The 15186-nt window shown below is 68.5% G+C and carries 15 protein-coding genes; 13 read left to right on the forward strand and 2 right to left on the reverse strand.

The genetic code is table 11. The annotated features are described in order from the left end of the window. The first annotated feature begins 4 nt into the window (after positions 1–4). The 7 genes from repSA to AB0411_RS23305 all read left to right on the forward strand — a co-directional run bounded on the left by repSA (position 5) and on the right by AB0411_RS23305 (position 7910). Positions 5–1423, forward strand: a complete 1419-nt coding sequence (repSA, locus tag AB0411_RS23275; protein WP_366419206.1) for a replication initiator protein RepSA — start codon at positions 5–7, stop codon at positions 1421–1423. Then, entirely contained in the window at positions 1420–1608 is a 189-nt protein-coding gene (locus AB0411_RS23280) for a helix-turn-helix transcriptional regulator (RefSeq protein WP_366419207.1), read from the forward strand. The genes repSA and AB0411_RS23280 overlap by 4 nt, the downstream gene beginning before the upstream one ends. Further along, a complete protein-coding gene (locus tag AB0411_RS23285; RefSeq protein WP_366419208.1) occupies positions 1608–2759 on the forward strand; it encodes a tyrosine-type recombinase/integrase in 1152 nt (383 codons plus the stop codon). Before AB0411_RS23280 ends, AB0411_RS23285 begins: the two co-directional genes overlap by 1 nt. A 709-nt stretch (positions 2760–3468) precedes the next feature. Further along, positions 3469–4749: a DNA sulfur modification protein DndB gene (locus AB0411_RS23290; RefSeq protein ID WP_366419209.1), complete on the forward strand. Its 1281-nt coding sequence runs from the start codon at positions 3469–3471 to the stop codon at positions 4747–4749. 136 nt (positions 4750–4885) lie between these two features. Further along, positions 4886–6556 carry an HNH endonuclease gene (locus tag AB0411_RS23295; protein WP_366419210.1) on the forward strand — a complete coding sequence of 557 codons (1671 nt, stop codon included), beginning with the start codon at positions 4886–4888 and terminating at the stop codon, positions 6554–6556. A 360-nt stretch (positions 6557–6916) separates the two neighbouring features. Beyond that, entirely contained in the window at positions 6917–7333 is a 417-nt protein-coding gene (locus tag AB0411_RS23300; RefSeq protein WP_366419211.1) for a GntR family transcriptional regulator, read from the forward strand. A gap of 10 nt (positions 7334–7343) precedes the next feature. Continuing rightward, the gene (locus tag AB0411_RS23305; RefSeq protein ID WP_366419212.1) at positions 7344–7910 is read left to right on the forward strand and encodes an HD domain-containing protein; all 567 of its coding nucleotides are present in this window, start codon (positions 7344–7346) and stop codon (positions 7908–7910) included. On the opposite strand, the gene AB0411_RS23310 is transcribed toward AB0411_RS23305, so the two are convergent. Both AB0411_RS23310 and AB0411_RS23315 read right to left on the reverse strand, forming a co-directional pair. Beyond that, positions 7898–8371 carry an NUDIX domain-containing protein gene (locus tag AB0411_RS23310; RefSeq protein ID WP_366419213.1) on the reverse strand — a complete coding sequence of 158 codons (474 nt, stop codon included), beginning with the start codon at positions 8369–8371 and terminating at the stop codon, positions 7898–7900. The two genes, AB0411_RS23305 and AB0411_RS23310, sit on opposite strands and share 13 nt — an antisense overlap. Beyond that, on the reverse strand, positions 8368–9135 hold the full coding sequence (locus AB0411_RS23315; RefSeq protein ID WP_366419214.1) for a helix-turn-helix domain-containing protein: 768 nt from the start codon (positions 9133–9135) through the stop codon (positions 8368–8370). The genes AB0411_RS23310 and AB0411_RS23315 overlap by 4 nt, the downstream gene beginning before the upstream one ends. 735 nt (positions 9136–9870) lie before the next feature. Between AB0411_RS23315 and AB0411_RS23320 the strand changes: the two genes are divergently transcribed. From AB0411_RS23320 to AB0411_RS23345, 6 genes are read left to right on the forward strand one after another with little or no spacing between them, the layout of a single operon-like run. Further along, a complete protein-coding gene (locus tag AB0411_RS23320) occupies positions 9871–10140 on the forward strand; it encodes a DUF6284 family protein (protein WP_366419215.1) in 270 nt (89 codons plus the stop codon). Further along, positions 10137–10592 carry a Pycsar system effector family protein gene (locus AB0411_RS23325; RefSeq protein WP_366419216.1) on the forward strand — a complete coding sequence of 152 codons (456 nt, stop codon included), beginning with the start codon at positions 10137–10139 and terminating at the stop codon, positions 10590–10592. The genes AB0411_RS23320 and AB0411_RS23325 overlap by 4 nt, the downstream gene beginning before the upstream one ends. Beyond that, positions 10592–11095, forward strand: coding sequence for a hypothetical protein (locus AB0411_RS23330; protein ID WP_366419217.1), 504 nt, complete (start codon positions 10592–10594; stop codon positions 11093–11095). Before AB0411_RS23325 ends, AB0411_RS23330 begins: the two co-directional genes overlap by 1 nt. Continuing rightward, positions 11092–12828: a hypothetical protein gene (locus AB0411_RS23335; RefSeq protein WP_366419218.1), complete on the forward strand. Its 1737-nt coding sequence runs from the start codon at positions 11092–11094 to the stop codon at positions 12826–12828. The genes AB0411_RS23330 and AB0411_RS23335 overlap by 4 nt, the downstream gene beginning before the upstream one ends. Continuing rightward, positions 12828–13205, forward strand: a complete 378-nt coding sequence (locus tag AB0411_RS23340; protein ID WP_366419219.1) for an RRQRL motif-containing zinc-binding protein — start codon at positions 12828–12830, stop codon at positions 13203–13205. The genes AB0411_RS23335 and AB0411_RS23340 overlap by 1 nt, the downstream gene beginning before the upstream one ends. Positions 13206–13216: 11 nt before the next feature. After that, the gene (locus AB0411_RS23345; protein ID WP_366419220.1) at positions 13217–15118 is read left to right on the forward strand and encodes a hypothetical protein; all 1902 of its coding nucleotides are present in this window, start codon (positions 13217–13219) and stop codon (positions 15116–15118) included. The last annotated feature ends 68 nt before the right edge of the window (positions 15119–15186 follow it).

Below are 15186 nucleotides of genomic sequence, written 5' to 3' on the forward strand. Positions count from 1 at the left end.
CATCATGACGGACCGCACCCGCGTACGCGGGAGGGCGCCCGTGCCTGACGCGCTCCTCGACCCGACCACCCTCGGCGACCTACTGAGGGTGGCCTCGGCCCCCGACTACGACCGCTGGGAAGACCAGATCCACCGCACCGGCGGCTGCTCCGACCCGATCCACCTCACCGGCTGGACCCTCACCAAGGACCGCACGTCCGGCGAGACCCTGCACCACTACTCAACCGCCTCCGAACCCGGCGGACGACTCCGCCTCGCCTGCGGCAACCGCCGCGCCTCCCGCTGCCCCGCCTGCGCCTGGACCTACGCCGGAGACACGTACCACCTCATCCGCGCCGGCCTGGCCGGAGACGACCGCCGCGACATCCCCGCCGCCGTCCGAGACCACCCCCGCGTCTTCACCACCCTCACCGCGCCATCCTTCGGCCCCGTGCACAACCGGCCCGACCAAGGCGCCTGCCGCTGCGGCACACAGCACCGCACGGATGATCCGGCGCTCGGCACCGCCCTGGACTCCGAGACGTACGACTATGCCGCCGCCGTCCTGTTCAACAATCACGCGGGCGACCTCTGGCAACGGTTTACCACCCGACTCCGCCGCGAACTGGCCACCCGCGCCGGCCTCACCCAACGCGAGCTCAAGGAATCCGCCCGTCTCTCCTACGGCAAGGTCGCCGAGTTCCAGAAGCGCGGTGCCCTCCACTTCCACGCGGTGATCCGCATCGACGGACCGGATGGGCCCGGAACCCCGCCTCCGTCCTGGGCGAGCGTCGACCTGCTGACCGACGCGATCCGCGCCGCCGCCGCGCACCCGTACACCTCGGTCACGGCCCCGGCTGCCGGCGACCAACCCGCCCGGACCTTCCGCTGGGGCACGCAACTGGATGTCCGGCCGGTCAAGGCATTCGACGACGGCTCCGACATCACCGAACAGGCGGTCGCCTCATACGTGGCCAAGTACGCGACCAAAGCCGCCGAGACCACCGGCACCCTCGACCGCCGCATCGGCGAACTTGCCGAGCTGGACCGCCACCAGATCCCCGAACACACCCGCCGCCTGATCACCGCGTGCAAGACCCTGGATCCGCTCTACCCGGACCGTCGCCTCTGGGCCTGGGCCCACATGCTCGGCTTCCGCGGCCACTTCTCCTCCAAGTCCCGCCGCTACTCGGTCACCCTCGGCAAGCTGCGCGCGGCCCGCGCCGACTTCCGCGCCGCCCAGGAACGGCAATCCCTCGGCCTCGAACCCCCGGAGCCGAACACCGTCCTCGTCCTGACCAACTGGCAGTACGCCGGCCACGGCCACACCCCTGGCGAATCCGCCCTCGCCGCCACCATCTCCCGCGACATCCAGACCAACCGCGAAACCGCACGCCAAGCACGCGCCGAACTCGAAGCCGAAGAAGGAGACGACTGGACATGACCACTGCCACCGGCCAACTGCTGACCGTGCCCGAGGTCATGGCACGGCTCAAGTTCGGACGCTCCAAGGTCTACGACCTGATGCGCTCCAAGCGCCTCCTCTCCATCACCGAGGGCCGCGCCCGCCGCATCCCCGAAAACGCAGTGCAGGACTACATCCGCGACCGGATCGAGGAGGCGGCCTGATGTCGCAGAAGCGCAAGCGCAACCCCAACGGCGCCGGCACCATCACCAAGCGCAAGGACGGCCGCTACCAGTGCGCGGTCTACGTGCTCCAGCCCGACGGCACCCGAGCCCGCAAGTTCGCCTACGGCAAGACCTGGGCAGAGTGCGACGCCAAGCGCCGCGAACTCCTCACCAAGGTCGACAGCGGCGTCCCCGTCCCCACCCGCTCGGCCAAGCTCGCCGAATGGCTGCCGTACTGGCTGGACAACGTCATCAAGCCGAACCGGAAACGCAGCACGCACAGCAAGTACGCAATGCACGTACGGCTCTACCTCGTGCCGCTGCTCGGGACGAAGCGACTGGAGACCCTGGGTCCGCGACACGTCCGGGTGTTCCTCGCCGACGTTGCCCGCCAGTCCTCCCCGGCAACGGCCAAGGAAGCGCACCGAGTGCTCCGTACGGCCCTCACAGCGGCAACCCGCGAGGAGTTGGTCACGCGCAACGTCGCTTCACTCGTAGAGGCCCCCAAGGTCGTCAGCCGCGAGACCACACCCTGGTCGCTGGACGAAACGCTGACGTTCCTCGAAGAGGCCCGCCGCGATCCGCTTTACGCGGCCTTCGTCCTCGCTATCGCGATGGGCCTTCGCCGCGGTGAGGTCCTGGGCCTGCGCTGGTCGGACGTGGACCTGGACGGCCGCGTGATCCGCATCAGCAACCAGGTACAGCGCATCGGCGGCGAGCTGTACCAGGACACCACCAAGACCGGGAAGATCCGCCCCGTACCGCTGCCCCTGATCTGCCTGGCCGCGCTCCGCTGGCACCGACTCCGCCAGGTCCACGACGCAGAGAAGCGCGGGACCGAGCTGGACCCGGCCGGCCTCGTCTTCACCACCCGCTCCGGTCGTCCGATCGAGCCGCGGAACCTGAACCGCTCCTTCTCCCGGCTCACCGCCTCGGCCGGCCTCCGCCCGATCCGTCTGCACGACGCCCGGCACGGATGCGCCACCCTGCTCACCGCGGCCGGCGTGGCCCCGCGCGTGCTGATGGAGATCCTTGGCCACAGCCAGATCAGCATGACCATGGACGTCTACACCCACGTCGCCCAGGACACCCAGCGGGAAGCGATCAGCCACATGGACCGGCTGCTGAAACGGCGGCTCGATCGGCAGTGATCTCGACCGGCCACCCGCGTTGATGTCATCCGTAGATGTCAGAAGCCCCGAGCCACATCCGGCCCGGGGCTTCTTCCCTGCTCAAGCTGAGAGCCCCCTGTCGGATTCGAACCGACGACCTTCGCTTTACAAGGTCGTTCAAGCGGTTGATCGGCTTGGGTACCGACTTCATCGCAAGCCCGGCGAGGTCTCCGAGAGCCGGTTGGGGACCGCTTTAGCGCGTAGACGTTGCCGTCAGCATCCGCCGTCAGGAAGCCGCCGTGCATCGAACCAGGGTAGGCAGAGCCGACAGATTTGGAGCCCGCGCGGTGATCCCCACGACCTGCACTGGCTCCACGGCCTCCTTGCCCCACAGAGGCTCCATTGACTGCCCGCACCCCACGGAATGCGGCAGGATGCAGCGGCCCTCACCAGGCGTGCCACCAGTCGGCACGCTTACGCAGGGCTGCCCCAGGCCGCGCAGCGCAGCGAGCCTGAGCTGGATCTTGCCGCGACAGTCCCCCCCCCCCGCCCCACGAACTTCGTCACGGCTCACTGGTTCCCTCCCATGGCCGACGCCACGCTGGTGATCGCTTGGCATCACTTTTCGATCAGTCCCCGTCGCCAATTAATTCAAGGCGGAATGTTTTCGAAAACAACCGCAATTTGTCCGCAAACAGTATTTGCAGACAGGTAGCTTGAGTACACAAACACACCCAGGGGGGTAGGCATGGCAACTCTTCACACGGCAATCCGCGCCAGGATGGGATCGACTCCGTATTACGTGACCACCATGAAGGTAAGCGACCTCGTCCAGGTCGCCCGGCCGGCGAGTGAGCAAGAGGAATGGGCCACCAGCGGCCTGACCGAACGACTGCAGCGCGAGCTCAATGACTCCCGCGTACGGTCTGAGATCGCCCCGTACTTGGCCAACTCGCCGGACCGTTTTTTCGGCGCCCTCATCCTCCTACTCGACGCCGACGAGGAGCCCGAGTTCGAGGCATTCAGCGAGGTGGCCAAGAACCTGCCGAAGGCGTATCGGTCCACGATGGGTAAGGACTCCTTTGGCTTCCTGACCATCGATAGCGGAGAGCGCATCCTTCTCGACGGCCAGCACCGATTCGCCGCTCTGCGCGAGGTGGTAATTGCCCGCACTGTTGAAGGCGACTACGCCAAGGACGTCGGGGACGACGAGGTGACCGTCATCATCGTCCCTCGCATTAGCACGCAACACACCAGGAAGCTCTTCAACAAGGTCAATCGCTACGCCAAGAGCACCAGTCGCGGAGACAACATTCTCACCAGCGAAGATGACGGCTTCGCCATCCTGACTCGGCGCTTGGCTGATGACGATGGCCCGCTGGCCGGGAAGAACCACAAGGGCGAGTCTCTGGTCAACTACAAGAACACCACCATCGCGGAACGCAGCACCCAGCTCACTACTCTGAGCGCCATCTACGAGACCGTCCGAATCATTACCGAGCACTACGAGATGGCGGACGAACTCAACGAGAAGAAGACCCACGTCCGTCCACCGGAGGACATCCTGGACCAGGGCTACGAGCACGTCGAGGGCTGGTGGGCAACTGTCCTGAACGGAATCCCCCAGCTGAAATACGGACGCGACAACACCAAAGTCCTCCCCGAGTTGCGCGCTAAAGACGCCGACTACGGGCTGCTGTTCAAGCCGGCTGCACACATCGTGCTTTTCCAAGCGCTCTCTCAAATCCTCAAGCGGAACCCCGACTTGCTCCTCCAGGACGCCGTGGAACGCACCTACCAGGTCAGCTGGAAGATCACGGACCCCATGTGGCGCGACGTGCTCATCAACTCCGCACACAACATCCTGACGCGGAGGGAGAACTACAACCTCGCGGCGGACCTGATCACCTACCTGGTCGTAGCCGACAAGCTGCCTGCCAACCACGTCGAACAACTGCGTGAGCGCATGGCCAAGACGCGCGGCGAGGACGAGTCGACGTTCAAGCTCCCCGACCCGCTACCGAACTGAGTTACACCAGCTCTCCCGAACCAGCAAGTCCCTCGTTCCAGAGCCGGCAGGCCGTTGCATACCAGGCTGTTGGACTCTGGATCGAGGGGAGGCTGGCACGGTCTCGTTGTCAGTGCCGTGTTCTACGGTGGCGGCCATGGCACCTTCTGAGATCACTCGTGCGGGCATCCTTCAGGCGATTGCAGAGCACGACCAAGTCGGCCCGGAGGCGTTCCGGGAGACGTACGGCTTCCACGCCGCGGCGACTTATTTCCTTGAGTACGAAGGCAACCTGTACGACTCGAAGGCCATAGCTGGAGTCGCTCACCGGTACGACTTCGGAACACCGCTCAAGCCCTCGGAACTCAGCGGGGGCCTCAAGCACGCCGTGGCCTGGCTTAAGAGGGAGGGCTTCACCGTCGTGGAGCCCCCTAAGACCTTCCACCGGCGGGTGGGAGACGTTCGGCCGGCACGTCGTGCGACGGGCCCTGCCCTGCACCGTCCCGTTCTTCTTCTCTGGGCGATCGGGCAGGCTGTGGCCGGAGCGCCCCGCATGCAGCGATGGTCGGCCACTCGTGATGCAATCGCGCCCCTGATGGCGAAGTACGGCCAGGTTGAAGACGGCGTGGACGGGTCCCGCTATCCGTTCTGGGCCCTGATGCGCGATGAGCTTTGGACCGTTGAGCAGGGAGAAGAACTCACCCTGACCAGTCGAGGGCGTCGCCCCACCCTGGAATCTCTCAATGTGGTCGACCCCTCCGCGGGCCTGCGCGAAGACGACTACAACCTGCTTCGCTCGCACCCTGACGCCGCGGCATCGGCAGCAGCGGGACTGATCCTCCGCTACTTCCATCCTCTCCCAGCAGGCTTGTTGGAAGACTTTGGCCTCCACGACCTGCTTGCCGGTCGGTGGCCTGATGCTCTGCGGCCTCTGCTCGGAGAAACCTTCAAAGACCGAGATGCCATCTGGCGGGCCTACGGTGGCCAGAAGATGGCAGGCATCGGCTGCCTCGCCGACGGCATCTTGAGCGTCTTCTCCGATGACAAGGGCCCCTACGCCGATGGGCGCATCCCGGATACGAACTGGATCGCCTACGTCGGCGACGGTCTCTCTGGCGACCAGACGCTCTCTGATGGCAACGAGCTCATGGCGGAGCATCAGACCGTTGGGCGTCCGCTGCGCTACTGGCACAAGCCGTTCCAGGGACAATGGAGCTTCGAAACCTGGGCCGTGGTTGTGCAACGCCGGCTGCGCTGGGGTACTGGAGCCGACAAACGGCCTCGCCGCGAGTTCCTCTGGGTGCTGGCGCCCGTGCCATCCCCAGAGCGTGAGACCTGGCCCCTAGAGGTCCTTGAAGCACTGGACACTGACACGGGCGAGCTGCACGACGATACGGGCGACTACCGCCCCAGTGACCTTGATCCTGAGGCCCCCGGCACAGGGGAGAGCGACGAGGAAGCGTACAGGCGCCTGGCGCGAAAGGCAGAAGCGAACGCCGAGCGCCGGGGCCAGATGAGGAAGCCCACGTTGGCCGATAAATACGTCCGCGACCCCAGCGCGAGGGCGGCGGTCATCAAACGCTGCCAGAACAGGTGTGAAAGCCCTGAATGTGCAGGTCACCCCACCGAGCGAACCAAAGCTGGCCTACCTATTCTGCAGGTTGACCACGTCAAGGACCTGGCTAAGGGTGGGCCTGATGTCCCTTGGAACATGATCGCTCTGTGCCCGAACTGCCATGCCCTCAAGACCTACGGCGAGAACAGGGAGAAGCTCGGACGCCTCCTCGCTGCTACTGCGCGCCGCCTCCATGAGGCGAAGCTTAAGTAGCCCATGTCCCTCGCGGCACCGACACAGATGCCCGCCGTGGTGGCGAGTGCGGCAATTGAGACCATCACTGAGAGCGCGGACCCGAGCGGCGCCCGCGTGTACAGCACCGTCCCGACCACAGGATCACCGTACGGAGAGGCATGAGACGGAAGCTGAGCAGACCGGCACCCCCGGGAGAACCCCGCCAGCACCCTGCGTTGAAGGCTGCCAGCGTTCAATCCCACCGCTCCCCGGCACGCCCAGGGCACTCGCCCGGCGAACGGTCCCCCTGACACCTGTTGTGCGACGCTTGGCCATGCGGCACATCAGAGGGTGAGAGGGGACCAGATGCCGGGTGCGAGTCCGCGCGGGACGTATTTGTTGATCGCGGATGCCCTGCGCAAGGAGATCGGGAAAGGGCGCTTCGCTGAGACGGGGCTCCCCTCCGAAGCCGCGCTGATGCGTGAGCACGGGGTGGCGCGAACGACGGTGCGACGCGCTTTGGAGATCTTGGAGAAGGAAGGTCTCATCCGCTCCGAGCCCGGGATTGGCCGCGTGGTCAGCGACGGCAGCGAGCGGCGCCCCTTGGCGCAAAGGATGAGCGACATGATCGCGGAACGCGGCTTCGCCGTCGGTGACGCGTTCCCATCCGAGGCCCGGCTCTGCGAGGAATTCGCAGTCTCGCGGACAGCCCTGCGGAGCGCTCTGTCAGCGCTGGAGGGCCAGGGCCTGCTGGAAGCTGTGCACGGGAAGGGGCGGTTCGTTCGCGCCCTCCCGGCGACCACACACGGTTCGTAGGCTGGAGCCCATGGGACTCACAGAGCAGGCATTTGCCCTCTCGGAATCGATGCTGGCTGACCCCCTCCCGCGCCGCTGGGCGCATTCGCTCGGCGTCGCCAAGCGTGCGGCGACCCTGCGCCCCGTCCTCGGCCACGACGCCGACATTATGGAGGCCGCCGCGGTCCTCCATGACGTCGGCTACTCGCCATCGATCGCTACGACAGGGTTCCATCCGCTCGACGGTGCCCGGTTCCTCCGCGAGCAGGAGTCGTTTGACGAACGGGTGGTTCGCCTGGTGGCCCACCATTCCTGCGCACTGCTTGAGGCGGAAGAGCGGGGACTGCGTGATGAGCTGGCGACTGAGTTCGAGATGGAACGTCCGGAGCTCGTGGACGCCCTGATTTTCTGCGACATGACGACGACGCCGGATGGCGACCACACCACGCCGGCCGACCGTCTGGACGAGATCGTGGCGCGCTACGGTCCGGACACCATCGTGGGTCGCTTCATCCAGCGGGCGGCACCCGAGATTCACGCTGCCGCGAGCAGGGTGGAACAGCGGATGGCCGCAGTGGGCACGGGTCAGCCGACGTAGGGCACGGTCCGTGAGTCATCCAGTCCGTGCTCAATGCGCAACCGCATGGAGGGGTGGATGTCGAGCCGGTCGAGGTCCGCCGGAGAGACCCAGCGGACCTCTTTGGACTCGTTGCTGGTACGCAGCGAGCCGCCTGTGAGGTGCGCGCGGAAGCAAATGGAGAATTGCTGCCGGACTTCTCCATCGTCGTACGCCATGACGTGGCGCGGGTCCGTGTAGAGCCCGCTGACACCGTCCACCTCGACCGTAAAGCCGGTCTCTTCCTCGACCTCCCGGACGACGGTCTCGGCGATCGACTCGCCTACGTCATGGCCTCCCCCGGGGAGGGCCCACAGGTCGTTGTCGGTCTTGTGGATGAGTAGGAGTCGCCCATCCTCATCCCGGACGACGGCGGTAACCGAAGGCACCACAGAGTTGGCTTTCGGGGCCTCCGGGTCGTTGAAGTAGTCCCTGCGGCTCATGCCTGAACCTCCGCAAAGTCGGTGGGTGAGGTGATCACGCGGGCAGAGTCCCACACGCGCTCAACGCTCTCGGCATAGGTGTCGAACAACTCGCCACCAGGGACGCGCTGTAGGTGGAGAACGGGAGCAAGGTAGGCACCGACTCCGTATACGTGGCCGTTCGCAAGTAGTTCGTTGTCGGCACGGTAGATGGAGTTGTAGAGGGTCGTGCTGTGCAAGCGGAACTCGACGCCCGGCAGGCCGAAGAGCCCGCGATAGTTCATCAATGCGTTGCGGATCTTGCTGGCCATCGCATTCCCGATTCCCTCGTCTGCACCACGGGTTGCAACCTCGGGGCAGTCCGGGTCGCCAAGCATGAAACGAACCCATACGCCATCCGCCGACTTCTCCTTGACCAGGCGGAGGAATTCGGGATCTTCGGTCAACCAGAACCCGGAGTAGACCAGCACATCGAAGTGCGTCCTGGACGACGAATAGAGCTGTGGCCAGAGATGCGGGGGCACTGCTGAACGGTGTGGGTACAGCTTCACCAGCTCTGCGCCGCCGGCTGACGTGACCTCAGCCATCGTCCGCTCGTCGGGCCACAGGTAGGACACCTCGTAGCGGAGGAGCGAAGCCACCGCGTACTGGAAGCGGCGATACGGCTTGCGGCCCTGGTTGATCCACCGTTCGACGGTTTTGCCGGCCACCCCGAGGCGTTCGGCGACGGTCTCGATGGTGAGCCCTCGTTCAGTGATCGCGCCACGAAGTCGCTCGTTCGCCATCTCCCTTTCTCCCCCTACGCGTTGGGACGCCTTGGGACGACTTCGACCCTAGCCAGCCGTCCCGGAGCCGTCCATGGGGGCGGTCGTACGTCTGCTGTTCAGGCAGCAATCTGGAAGCACACCGAGAGAACGCCCTTCTGAGGGCGGGTTCTTGACAGCATGTGAGATACAGGTATTACATGTATCTCATGACGCGGGGCGCCACCACTGGGCTCCGGAAGTCGCATTGCTTGACCTGCACAAATGCACGACTAAAGGGCCCTGCTTCGGCGGGGTCATGAGGCCCTGCTTCGGCGGGGGCGAGGGACCCCGGGCCCTTTGCATCCGGGAGGGCTTAGACCGAAAGGTCACGTCTCCATACGCCTGAAACGGGAGCCCGTGTTCCCGAAGGAGACACCTCTCCACGTCCGCTTCCACCGAGGAGTCGCCGTGACACGACATCTGTAGGGCGCTGCCGACGCTGGACCGGCGCGGCAGTAGCCATGCCCTTTGCGTCCCGCCCGGGGCGGCGCCGGAGACATCCGGGCGCCGCCGCGCGCGGTTCATCCGGAGCTACCGCGGGATAGCCGCGGCCGGTTGCCTCCCTCGCCCGTCCGGGCGCCTCTTCGTAGGGCTGCTCGTACGGGCGGGGCGGGGGGAGCTGGAACCGCTCCATTCTCACGACGGTGTGCGGCCCCGGGGTGCGATCCCGGGGCCGCTTTCTGGGCCGTCCCACTCGTCAAAGGAGTCGACCCGATGAGGTACATCGTTCCTGTTCAGGCGGTCGTTACCGCCGCTGATATCGACCGCGGGCCGACGGCCGCGGAGCTGGACGCCATCGACGCTGAGATGCCGCTGATCTCGGCTGAGGTGGAATTGCTTGACGCGCAGATCATGGTCCTCGACCGGGTTCCGTCGGAGGTGGACACCCGGCGCTTGCGCCGGGCCAGGCGCAAGGTGCTGACCGCCCGCCGCGAGATCACGAACCTCTCCTCTTCGGCGTTCGTGCCGGAGGTGGGGGCGTGAGCTACCAGGACACCGCGCTGACCGCCGCACACGCGGAGGTCAAGGCCGAGCTGGCCCGTACGGACACGAAGGCCAGTCTGCTGCTGGCGTTCACCGGCGCGATGCTGGCCGGCGCCTGGACGGTCGCCACCAGCGTCCACCTGCCCCCGGCCGCCGTCGCGTTCGGGACCGCCGGGGTTGCGGTGCTGCTGGCCGCGGCCACATACCTGCTGCGGACCGTCCGCCCGAACCTCGGCGGCACCCGCCCGCAGGGCTTCCCCAAGTGGGCCACCCTCACCCCCGACGAGATCCGCGACGCACTGAGCGAGGACGACCGGCCCAAGCACATCGCCGCCCTGTCCCGCATCGCCGTCGCCAAGTTCGCCCGCCTTCAGCGCGCCATCGACCTGACCTGCGTTGCCGGTGCGCTGCTCGTTGTGGCGGCCGTTGTGGCGTGGCTGGGGGTGGCGTGATGATCCGCATCGTCACCCGCACTCGGCTGGCGGCCATGCAGCAGGACGCCGATCGCGCTCGTGAGCGGGCACAGGAGATCCAGGGTGCCGCGGACCGCGCCTACGCCGGTCATCTGCGCACCGTCTACGACCTGACGGCCGACGCGGAAGCCGCCGAGCGCGCAGCCGAGGCGAACCGAGCCGACGCGGAGATCGCCCGGGAGCTCCTGACGCGCACGGAGGCCCAGCTCACCGACGCGCGTGCGACGGTGACTGAGCAGGCCGCGCGGATCGACGCGCTGAGCCGCGAGCTGGATTCGATCGCCGGGGCTGTGGTGCTGCTGCACTACGGCAAGCTGCACAGCGTCCACCCCGACCGGTCGGCGGCCGAGCGGCACGCGGCTTCCTTCGGCGTCGGCCCCGGTGGCTGGAGCCCGGCTGGCACGCGTCCGGTGGAGGAGTCGGCCTGGCTCATCTCGCCGCTGAGCAAGTGGGTGGTCGCGGTTGGCGGTGATGCCGGATGATCCCGACCCTTTCCCGACTCCTGCCTGACGGGCCGAGTTGGCTGTCGTGGGCCGCGCCGCTGGCCACCGCGCTGATCGCGGTGGCCGTGGCGCTATGGGGCGCGCGGCGGTTGCGGGGTTCGGCGTGGCTGGCCGGCATCGGCCCGCAAGCGGTCGTGGCGCTGGGCGGTGTCGCGGTCAGCGTCTACGGGCTGTGGGGCTTTGCCACCGAGACCGTGCACCTGCCCCGCCTGCTGGCCGTCGCGTTCATCTCCGTCTTCGATGCAGCGGAGATGGTGCTGCTGGTGATGCTCTACCGCACTGCCGACCCCCAGGTCGGGTGGACGCGGGAGCTGCGCCTGATGCACCGCACCGCCTGGACCCTGGTGGGCTTCTCCGGTGCGATGAACGCCGTCCACGCCCCGAACTGGTGGGCCCGGCCGGTGCTCGCCGCGGTCCCGGCGCTGGCCGCCTGGCTGATCGAACTCCAGCTGCGCAGCAAGCTGCACGCTCCCAGCCGGGATGAGGACGACGACGTCCGGCCGGGGCCCGCGCGGCTGGTGGCGTTGCTGTGGCAGCACGCCTGGTCGGGCATCTTCGCCCTGCTCGGCCTGGATGCCCGCACCTCCTCCTCGGCCATCGCCCGTGCGGCCATGGCGCAGCGTGCAGCCCTGCGGGTCTATCGCCTGCGTCTGGCGCTGGAGAACGCTCCGGTTGCTGGTACGCCGCGTTCGACGCGGCGGGTGCAGCGCAGGCGGGAGCGGTTGCGGGGCCGGGCGCAAAAGGCGTTGGACCGCGCGGACGTGGCTACCGACCCGGGCCAGTCGCTGGCGCTGGTGCGGCGGCTGGCCGCGCTGACCCGTGCGGAGGAAGTCGCGCTGCTCGACTACTCCGACGCCCCCGCCGTCCTGGAGCTGATCGAAGACCTGGCGGTGACACCGGGCGCCCAGCGCATCGAGTCCTCCGCTCTGGCTGAGCAGGCCGAGGACGCGCGGCAGCGCGCGGAAGCCGCGCGGCGCGAAGCCGACGACGCGCGACAGGAGGCCGAAGCCGCGCGGCAGCGCGCGGAAGAGGCCCTGACAGCCGCGCGGGAGGAGTTGACCCGCGCGGAAGAGGCCCGTGACGCCGCCATTGCGGATCAAGGCGGTGCAGCGTCCGCGGTGGCCGCTGCGCGGCAGCGCGCGGAGGACGCGCGGCAGGCCGAGCAGGCCGCGCGGCAGCGCGCGGAAGCCATCCTCAAGGACGCCGAAAGCAAGGCGGAACGCCTGCGGCAGGATGCCGAAACAGCCCTGGAGGAGGTCCAGCAGGCCACCACCGAGCAGCGCCAGCACCTGGATGCGCTGCTCGGGAAGGCGCAGGAAGCCGAAGGGCTCACCCAGCAGCGTCAGAAGGCGTTGGGGGAGGTCAACCGGCAGATTCAGGAGGCCACCCTCCTGCGCGATCGGCTGCGCGGCGACCTCGCCGCGCTGTCTCCGCAGGCCCCTGACGGGGCCAGCGGCGGGGAGGGGCCGGTGTACAAGTCGCCGGCCAAGGAACAGGGGTGGCAGCACTACCTCCACACCCTGACCAGCTCCGAGGGCCGTGCCGAGCCGACCGCAGCCGAGCTGGCCGAGCGGTTCGGGGTCGATAGCGGGAACGCGCGGAACTGGCTGCGGGACTTCCGTTCCGCGCGTGCCGCGCAGCTCGCCGCGCACCAGCCGCGCGCTGCCGCGCACCACGCCGTTAACGGCACCGCCGCGACGAGCGCGGCCTGATGCCGGCGCCCCGCTTCTGGGACCCCGGCGGCACGAAATACGGGGTCCCCACGTATCCGTGGCGCATGGCTCCCGACGGTCTGGCCACCCGCGCGCAGCTCCGCGCGCGGGGGCTCCGCCCCGGTGGCCAGGAGATCGCCGCGCAGATCCTGTGGCGCTCCCGCCGCACACACGGCGGTATCCGCGCCGCCTACCTCTACCGCATCGACCAGGCCAAGCCCGTCCGGCCCATGACCCCGGCGAAATGGGCAGCTCTGGCCAAGGCGAACGCCGCCCGCCGCATCTGTCCCGCCTGCGGGCGGGACGCGGGCTACACCCTCTCCACCTCACTCGGCGTGTGTGTGCCCTGCGCAGACGCTCCCGCGCTGGCCGCATGAAGGAGGCTCCCATGCCCTCAACGGCAACCGAGACCAAACCACCCACCCCCACAACCACGCCCGAACCCGTCAAGCAGCAGCCGAAGCCGGCCGCACAGACCAGGGAGCCGGCCTCCGCGCCGGGGCAGACGCTGGGTGGCGTCCTGATCCCCGGCGGAGCGCTGACCGGCATGATCGGGTTCTGCTGGCTCTGCCATCAGTTCGGCCTGCCCGCCGTCCTCCTGGCCGTCGTCGCCTGCTCCGCGGTCGCCACGGCCACGCTGGCCGTGCGGGCCGGGCGGCGCATTCGGCGGGCAGGCTCGGGCCGTCTGGGGCGTGCCTCATTGCGCGCACCGGGCACCGGCCACCGCGGCGGGGCTGCCTCCGGCCCTGCGGGACGTGGTCCGACTGGCGGGGGAAGGGTTCCTGCCGCCCGGTCCGGGGCCGGACCGTCGCTGCGCAAGCCGACCAGCGGCACGCCGTCGGCAGTCGGCCGCGCCGGTGGCACCTCGCGGAAGCCGGGTGGTCTGGCCGCGAAGCCGAAACCGCTGAGCGCGGCCACACCGAATCTCTCCGGTCACCAGCCGGGCACCCTGGGGCGGAACGCGGCGGCGCTGGGCGGGCCGGGCCGCCGCACCACCCCGGGCGGCGCAGCGCCACGTACGGCACCCAAGCCGACCGGCGGCGCCTCGCTGCGCAAGCACACGGGCGGGGGCGCCGCCCCGACGCTCTCCGGCGCCGCGGGAAGGCTGGCCCGGACGTTCAGCCGCAAGTCCCCCACCACCGCGGCCGGCGGCAACACTCCGCAGGGCGGGGCACGTCGAGGGGGTGGTGCTAAGCAGCCGAAGAGCAGCGGCCGGCAGCAGCCGGGCAACAGCAAGGGCGGTTACAAGCCCGCACCGCAGAGCGCCACGTCGGCCGGCGGGCGTGCCCGGAAGGCCGCGAAGACCCTCACCCAAGCTGCTCCTCGCAACCGTGGGCAGTCGGGCAAGCAGCCCAACCCCGGCAAGCTCAAGGCCCGCTCCAAGCGCACCTCGCGACAGGGGAAGTCCAGGCTGCGGGGCGCCTGGTCCGGACTGCGACGCGGCTCGCGCCTGACCAAGCAGGGGTCGCACTGGGTGGGGCGGAAGCTGCGCCAGCACCTCAGCCCCCTGACTCGGGATCGGCTGCGTAAGGCCGCTACCCCGCTGCGGGCCACGGCTCGCCTGATGGCCCGGCACGGCTCGCCGCTGCTGGCCCATGCCTGGCGCTACGGCTCCCGCGCCCTACTCAACGCGCACCTGGCCCTGGGCTCGGTCCGATTCTCCACCGCCGGGCCGAACTGGCTGCGGCCGCTGGCCCGCGTCTTCCACACCCTGACCACTCCCGCCGCCCGCGCCCTGGCCTGGGCCGGGACTTGGGGGTGGCTGAACCGCTGGATGTACCGGCACACCGGCGCCGGCACCACCCCCACCTCGCCCAAGCCCCGCCGCACGGCACCGACCGGCTGCCGGACGGCCGGAGCGCACCGGCCGGTGCACAGCCCGACCCGCATCACCACCCCCGCGACGAACGGAGTTCCTGTGTCCTCCATCGAACCCGCGCTGCCGCTGCAGTACGCCGCCGACGCCGTGCGCACCGCCGGCGCCATGATGGTCCTCAACCCGGCCGGCAACATGGTCGGCTACGAGGCCACCATCAACAGCCTGGCGGAGATCCAGCGCGCCATCGGCGACGTGATCTCCATGGCCGCGCACTCCAGCCGGGAAAACTTCAAGGTCAACGCGGCCATCCCCGAGGCGTACGACGACACCGCCGTCTACGCCCACGCGCTCGCCGGGCGCCTGGACTCGATCCCGACGCTGTACCGGATCATCCACGCCGAGCAGATCGACAACATCGAGAACCCCACCATCCAGGGCGCCAAGTGGGACCAGTCCGCCAACTGGCAGTAACCCACCAGCCCGTCAGAGCAGGCCAGGCACCGACCGTCGGTGCCTGGCCTGCGCTCTTCCGGCTCACC

This window comes from Streptomyces angustmyceticus (assembly GCF_040701845.1).
Lineage (GTDB): Bacteria > Actinomycetota > Actinomycetes > Streptomycetales > Streptomycetaceae > Streptomyces > Streptomyces angustmyceticus_A.

Excerpts from the sequence above, each read along its gene's own strand:
- repSA (WP_366419206.1), top strand. The coding sequence starts at position 5 with ATGACGGACCGCACCCGCGTACGCGGGAGGGCGCCCGTGCCTGACGCG.
- AB0411_RS23280 (WP_366419207.1), top strand. The coding sequence starts at position 1,420 with ATGACCACTGCCACCGGCCAACTGCTGACCGTGCCCGAGGTCATGGCA.
- AB0411_RS23285 (WP_366419208.1), top strand. The coding sequence starts at position 1,608 with ATGTCGCAGAAGCGCAAGCGCAACCCCAACGGCGCCGGCACCATCACC.
- AB0411_RS23290 (WP_366419209.1), top strand. The coding sequence starts at position 3,469 with ATGGCAACTCTTCACACGGCAATCCGCGCCAGGATGGGATCGACTCCG.
- AB0411_RS23295 (WP_366419210.1), top strand. The coding sequence starts at position 4,886 with ATGGCACCTTCTGAGATCACTCGTGCGGGCATCCTTCAGGCGATTGCA.
- AB0411_RS23305 (WP_366419212.1), top strand. The coding sequence starts at position 7,344 with ATGGGACTCACAGAGCAGGCATTTGCCCTCTCGGAATCGATGCTGGCT.
- AB0411_RS23310 (WP_366419213.1), bottom strand. The coding sequence starts at position 8,371 with ATGAGCCGCAGGGACTACTTCAACGACCCGGAGGCCCCGAAAGCCAAC.
- AB0411_RS23315 (WP_366419214.1), bottom strand. The coding sequence starts at position 9,135 with ATGGCGAACGAGCGACTTCGTGGCGCGATCACTGAACGAGGGCTCACC.
- AB0411_RS23320 (WP_366419215.1), top strand. The coding sequence starts at position 9,871 with ATGAGGTACATCGTTCCTGTTCAGGCGGTCGTTACCGCCGCTGATATC.
- AB0411_RS23330 (WP_366419217.1), top strand. The coding sequence starts at position 10,592 with ATGATCCGCATCGTCACCCGCACTCGGCTGGCGGCCATGCAGCAGGAC.
- AB0411_RS23335 (WP_366419218.1), top strand. The coding sequence starts at position 11,092 with ATGATCCCGACCCTTTCCCGACTCCTGCCTGACGGGCCGAGTTGGCTG.
- AB0411_RS23340 (WP_366419219.1), top strand. The coding sequence starts at position 12,828 with ATGCCGGCGCCCCGCTTCTGGGACCCCGGCGGCACGAAATACGGGGTC.
- AB0411_RS23345 (WP_366419220.1), top strand. The coding sequence starts at position 13,217 with ATGCCCTCAACGGCAACCGAGACCAAACCACCCACCCCCACAACCACG.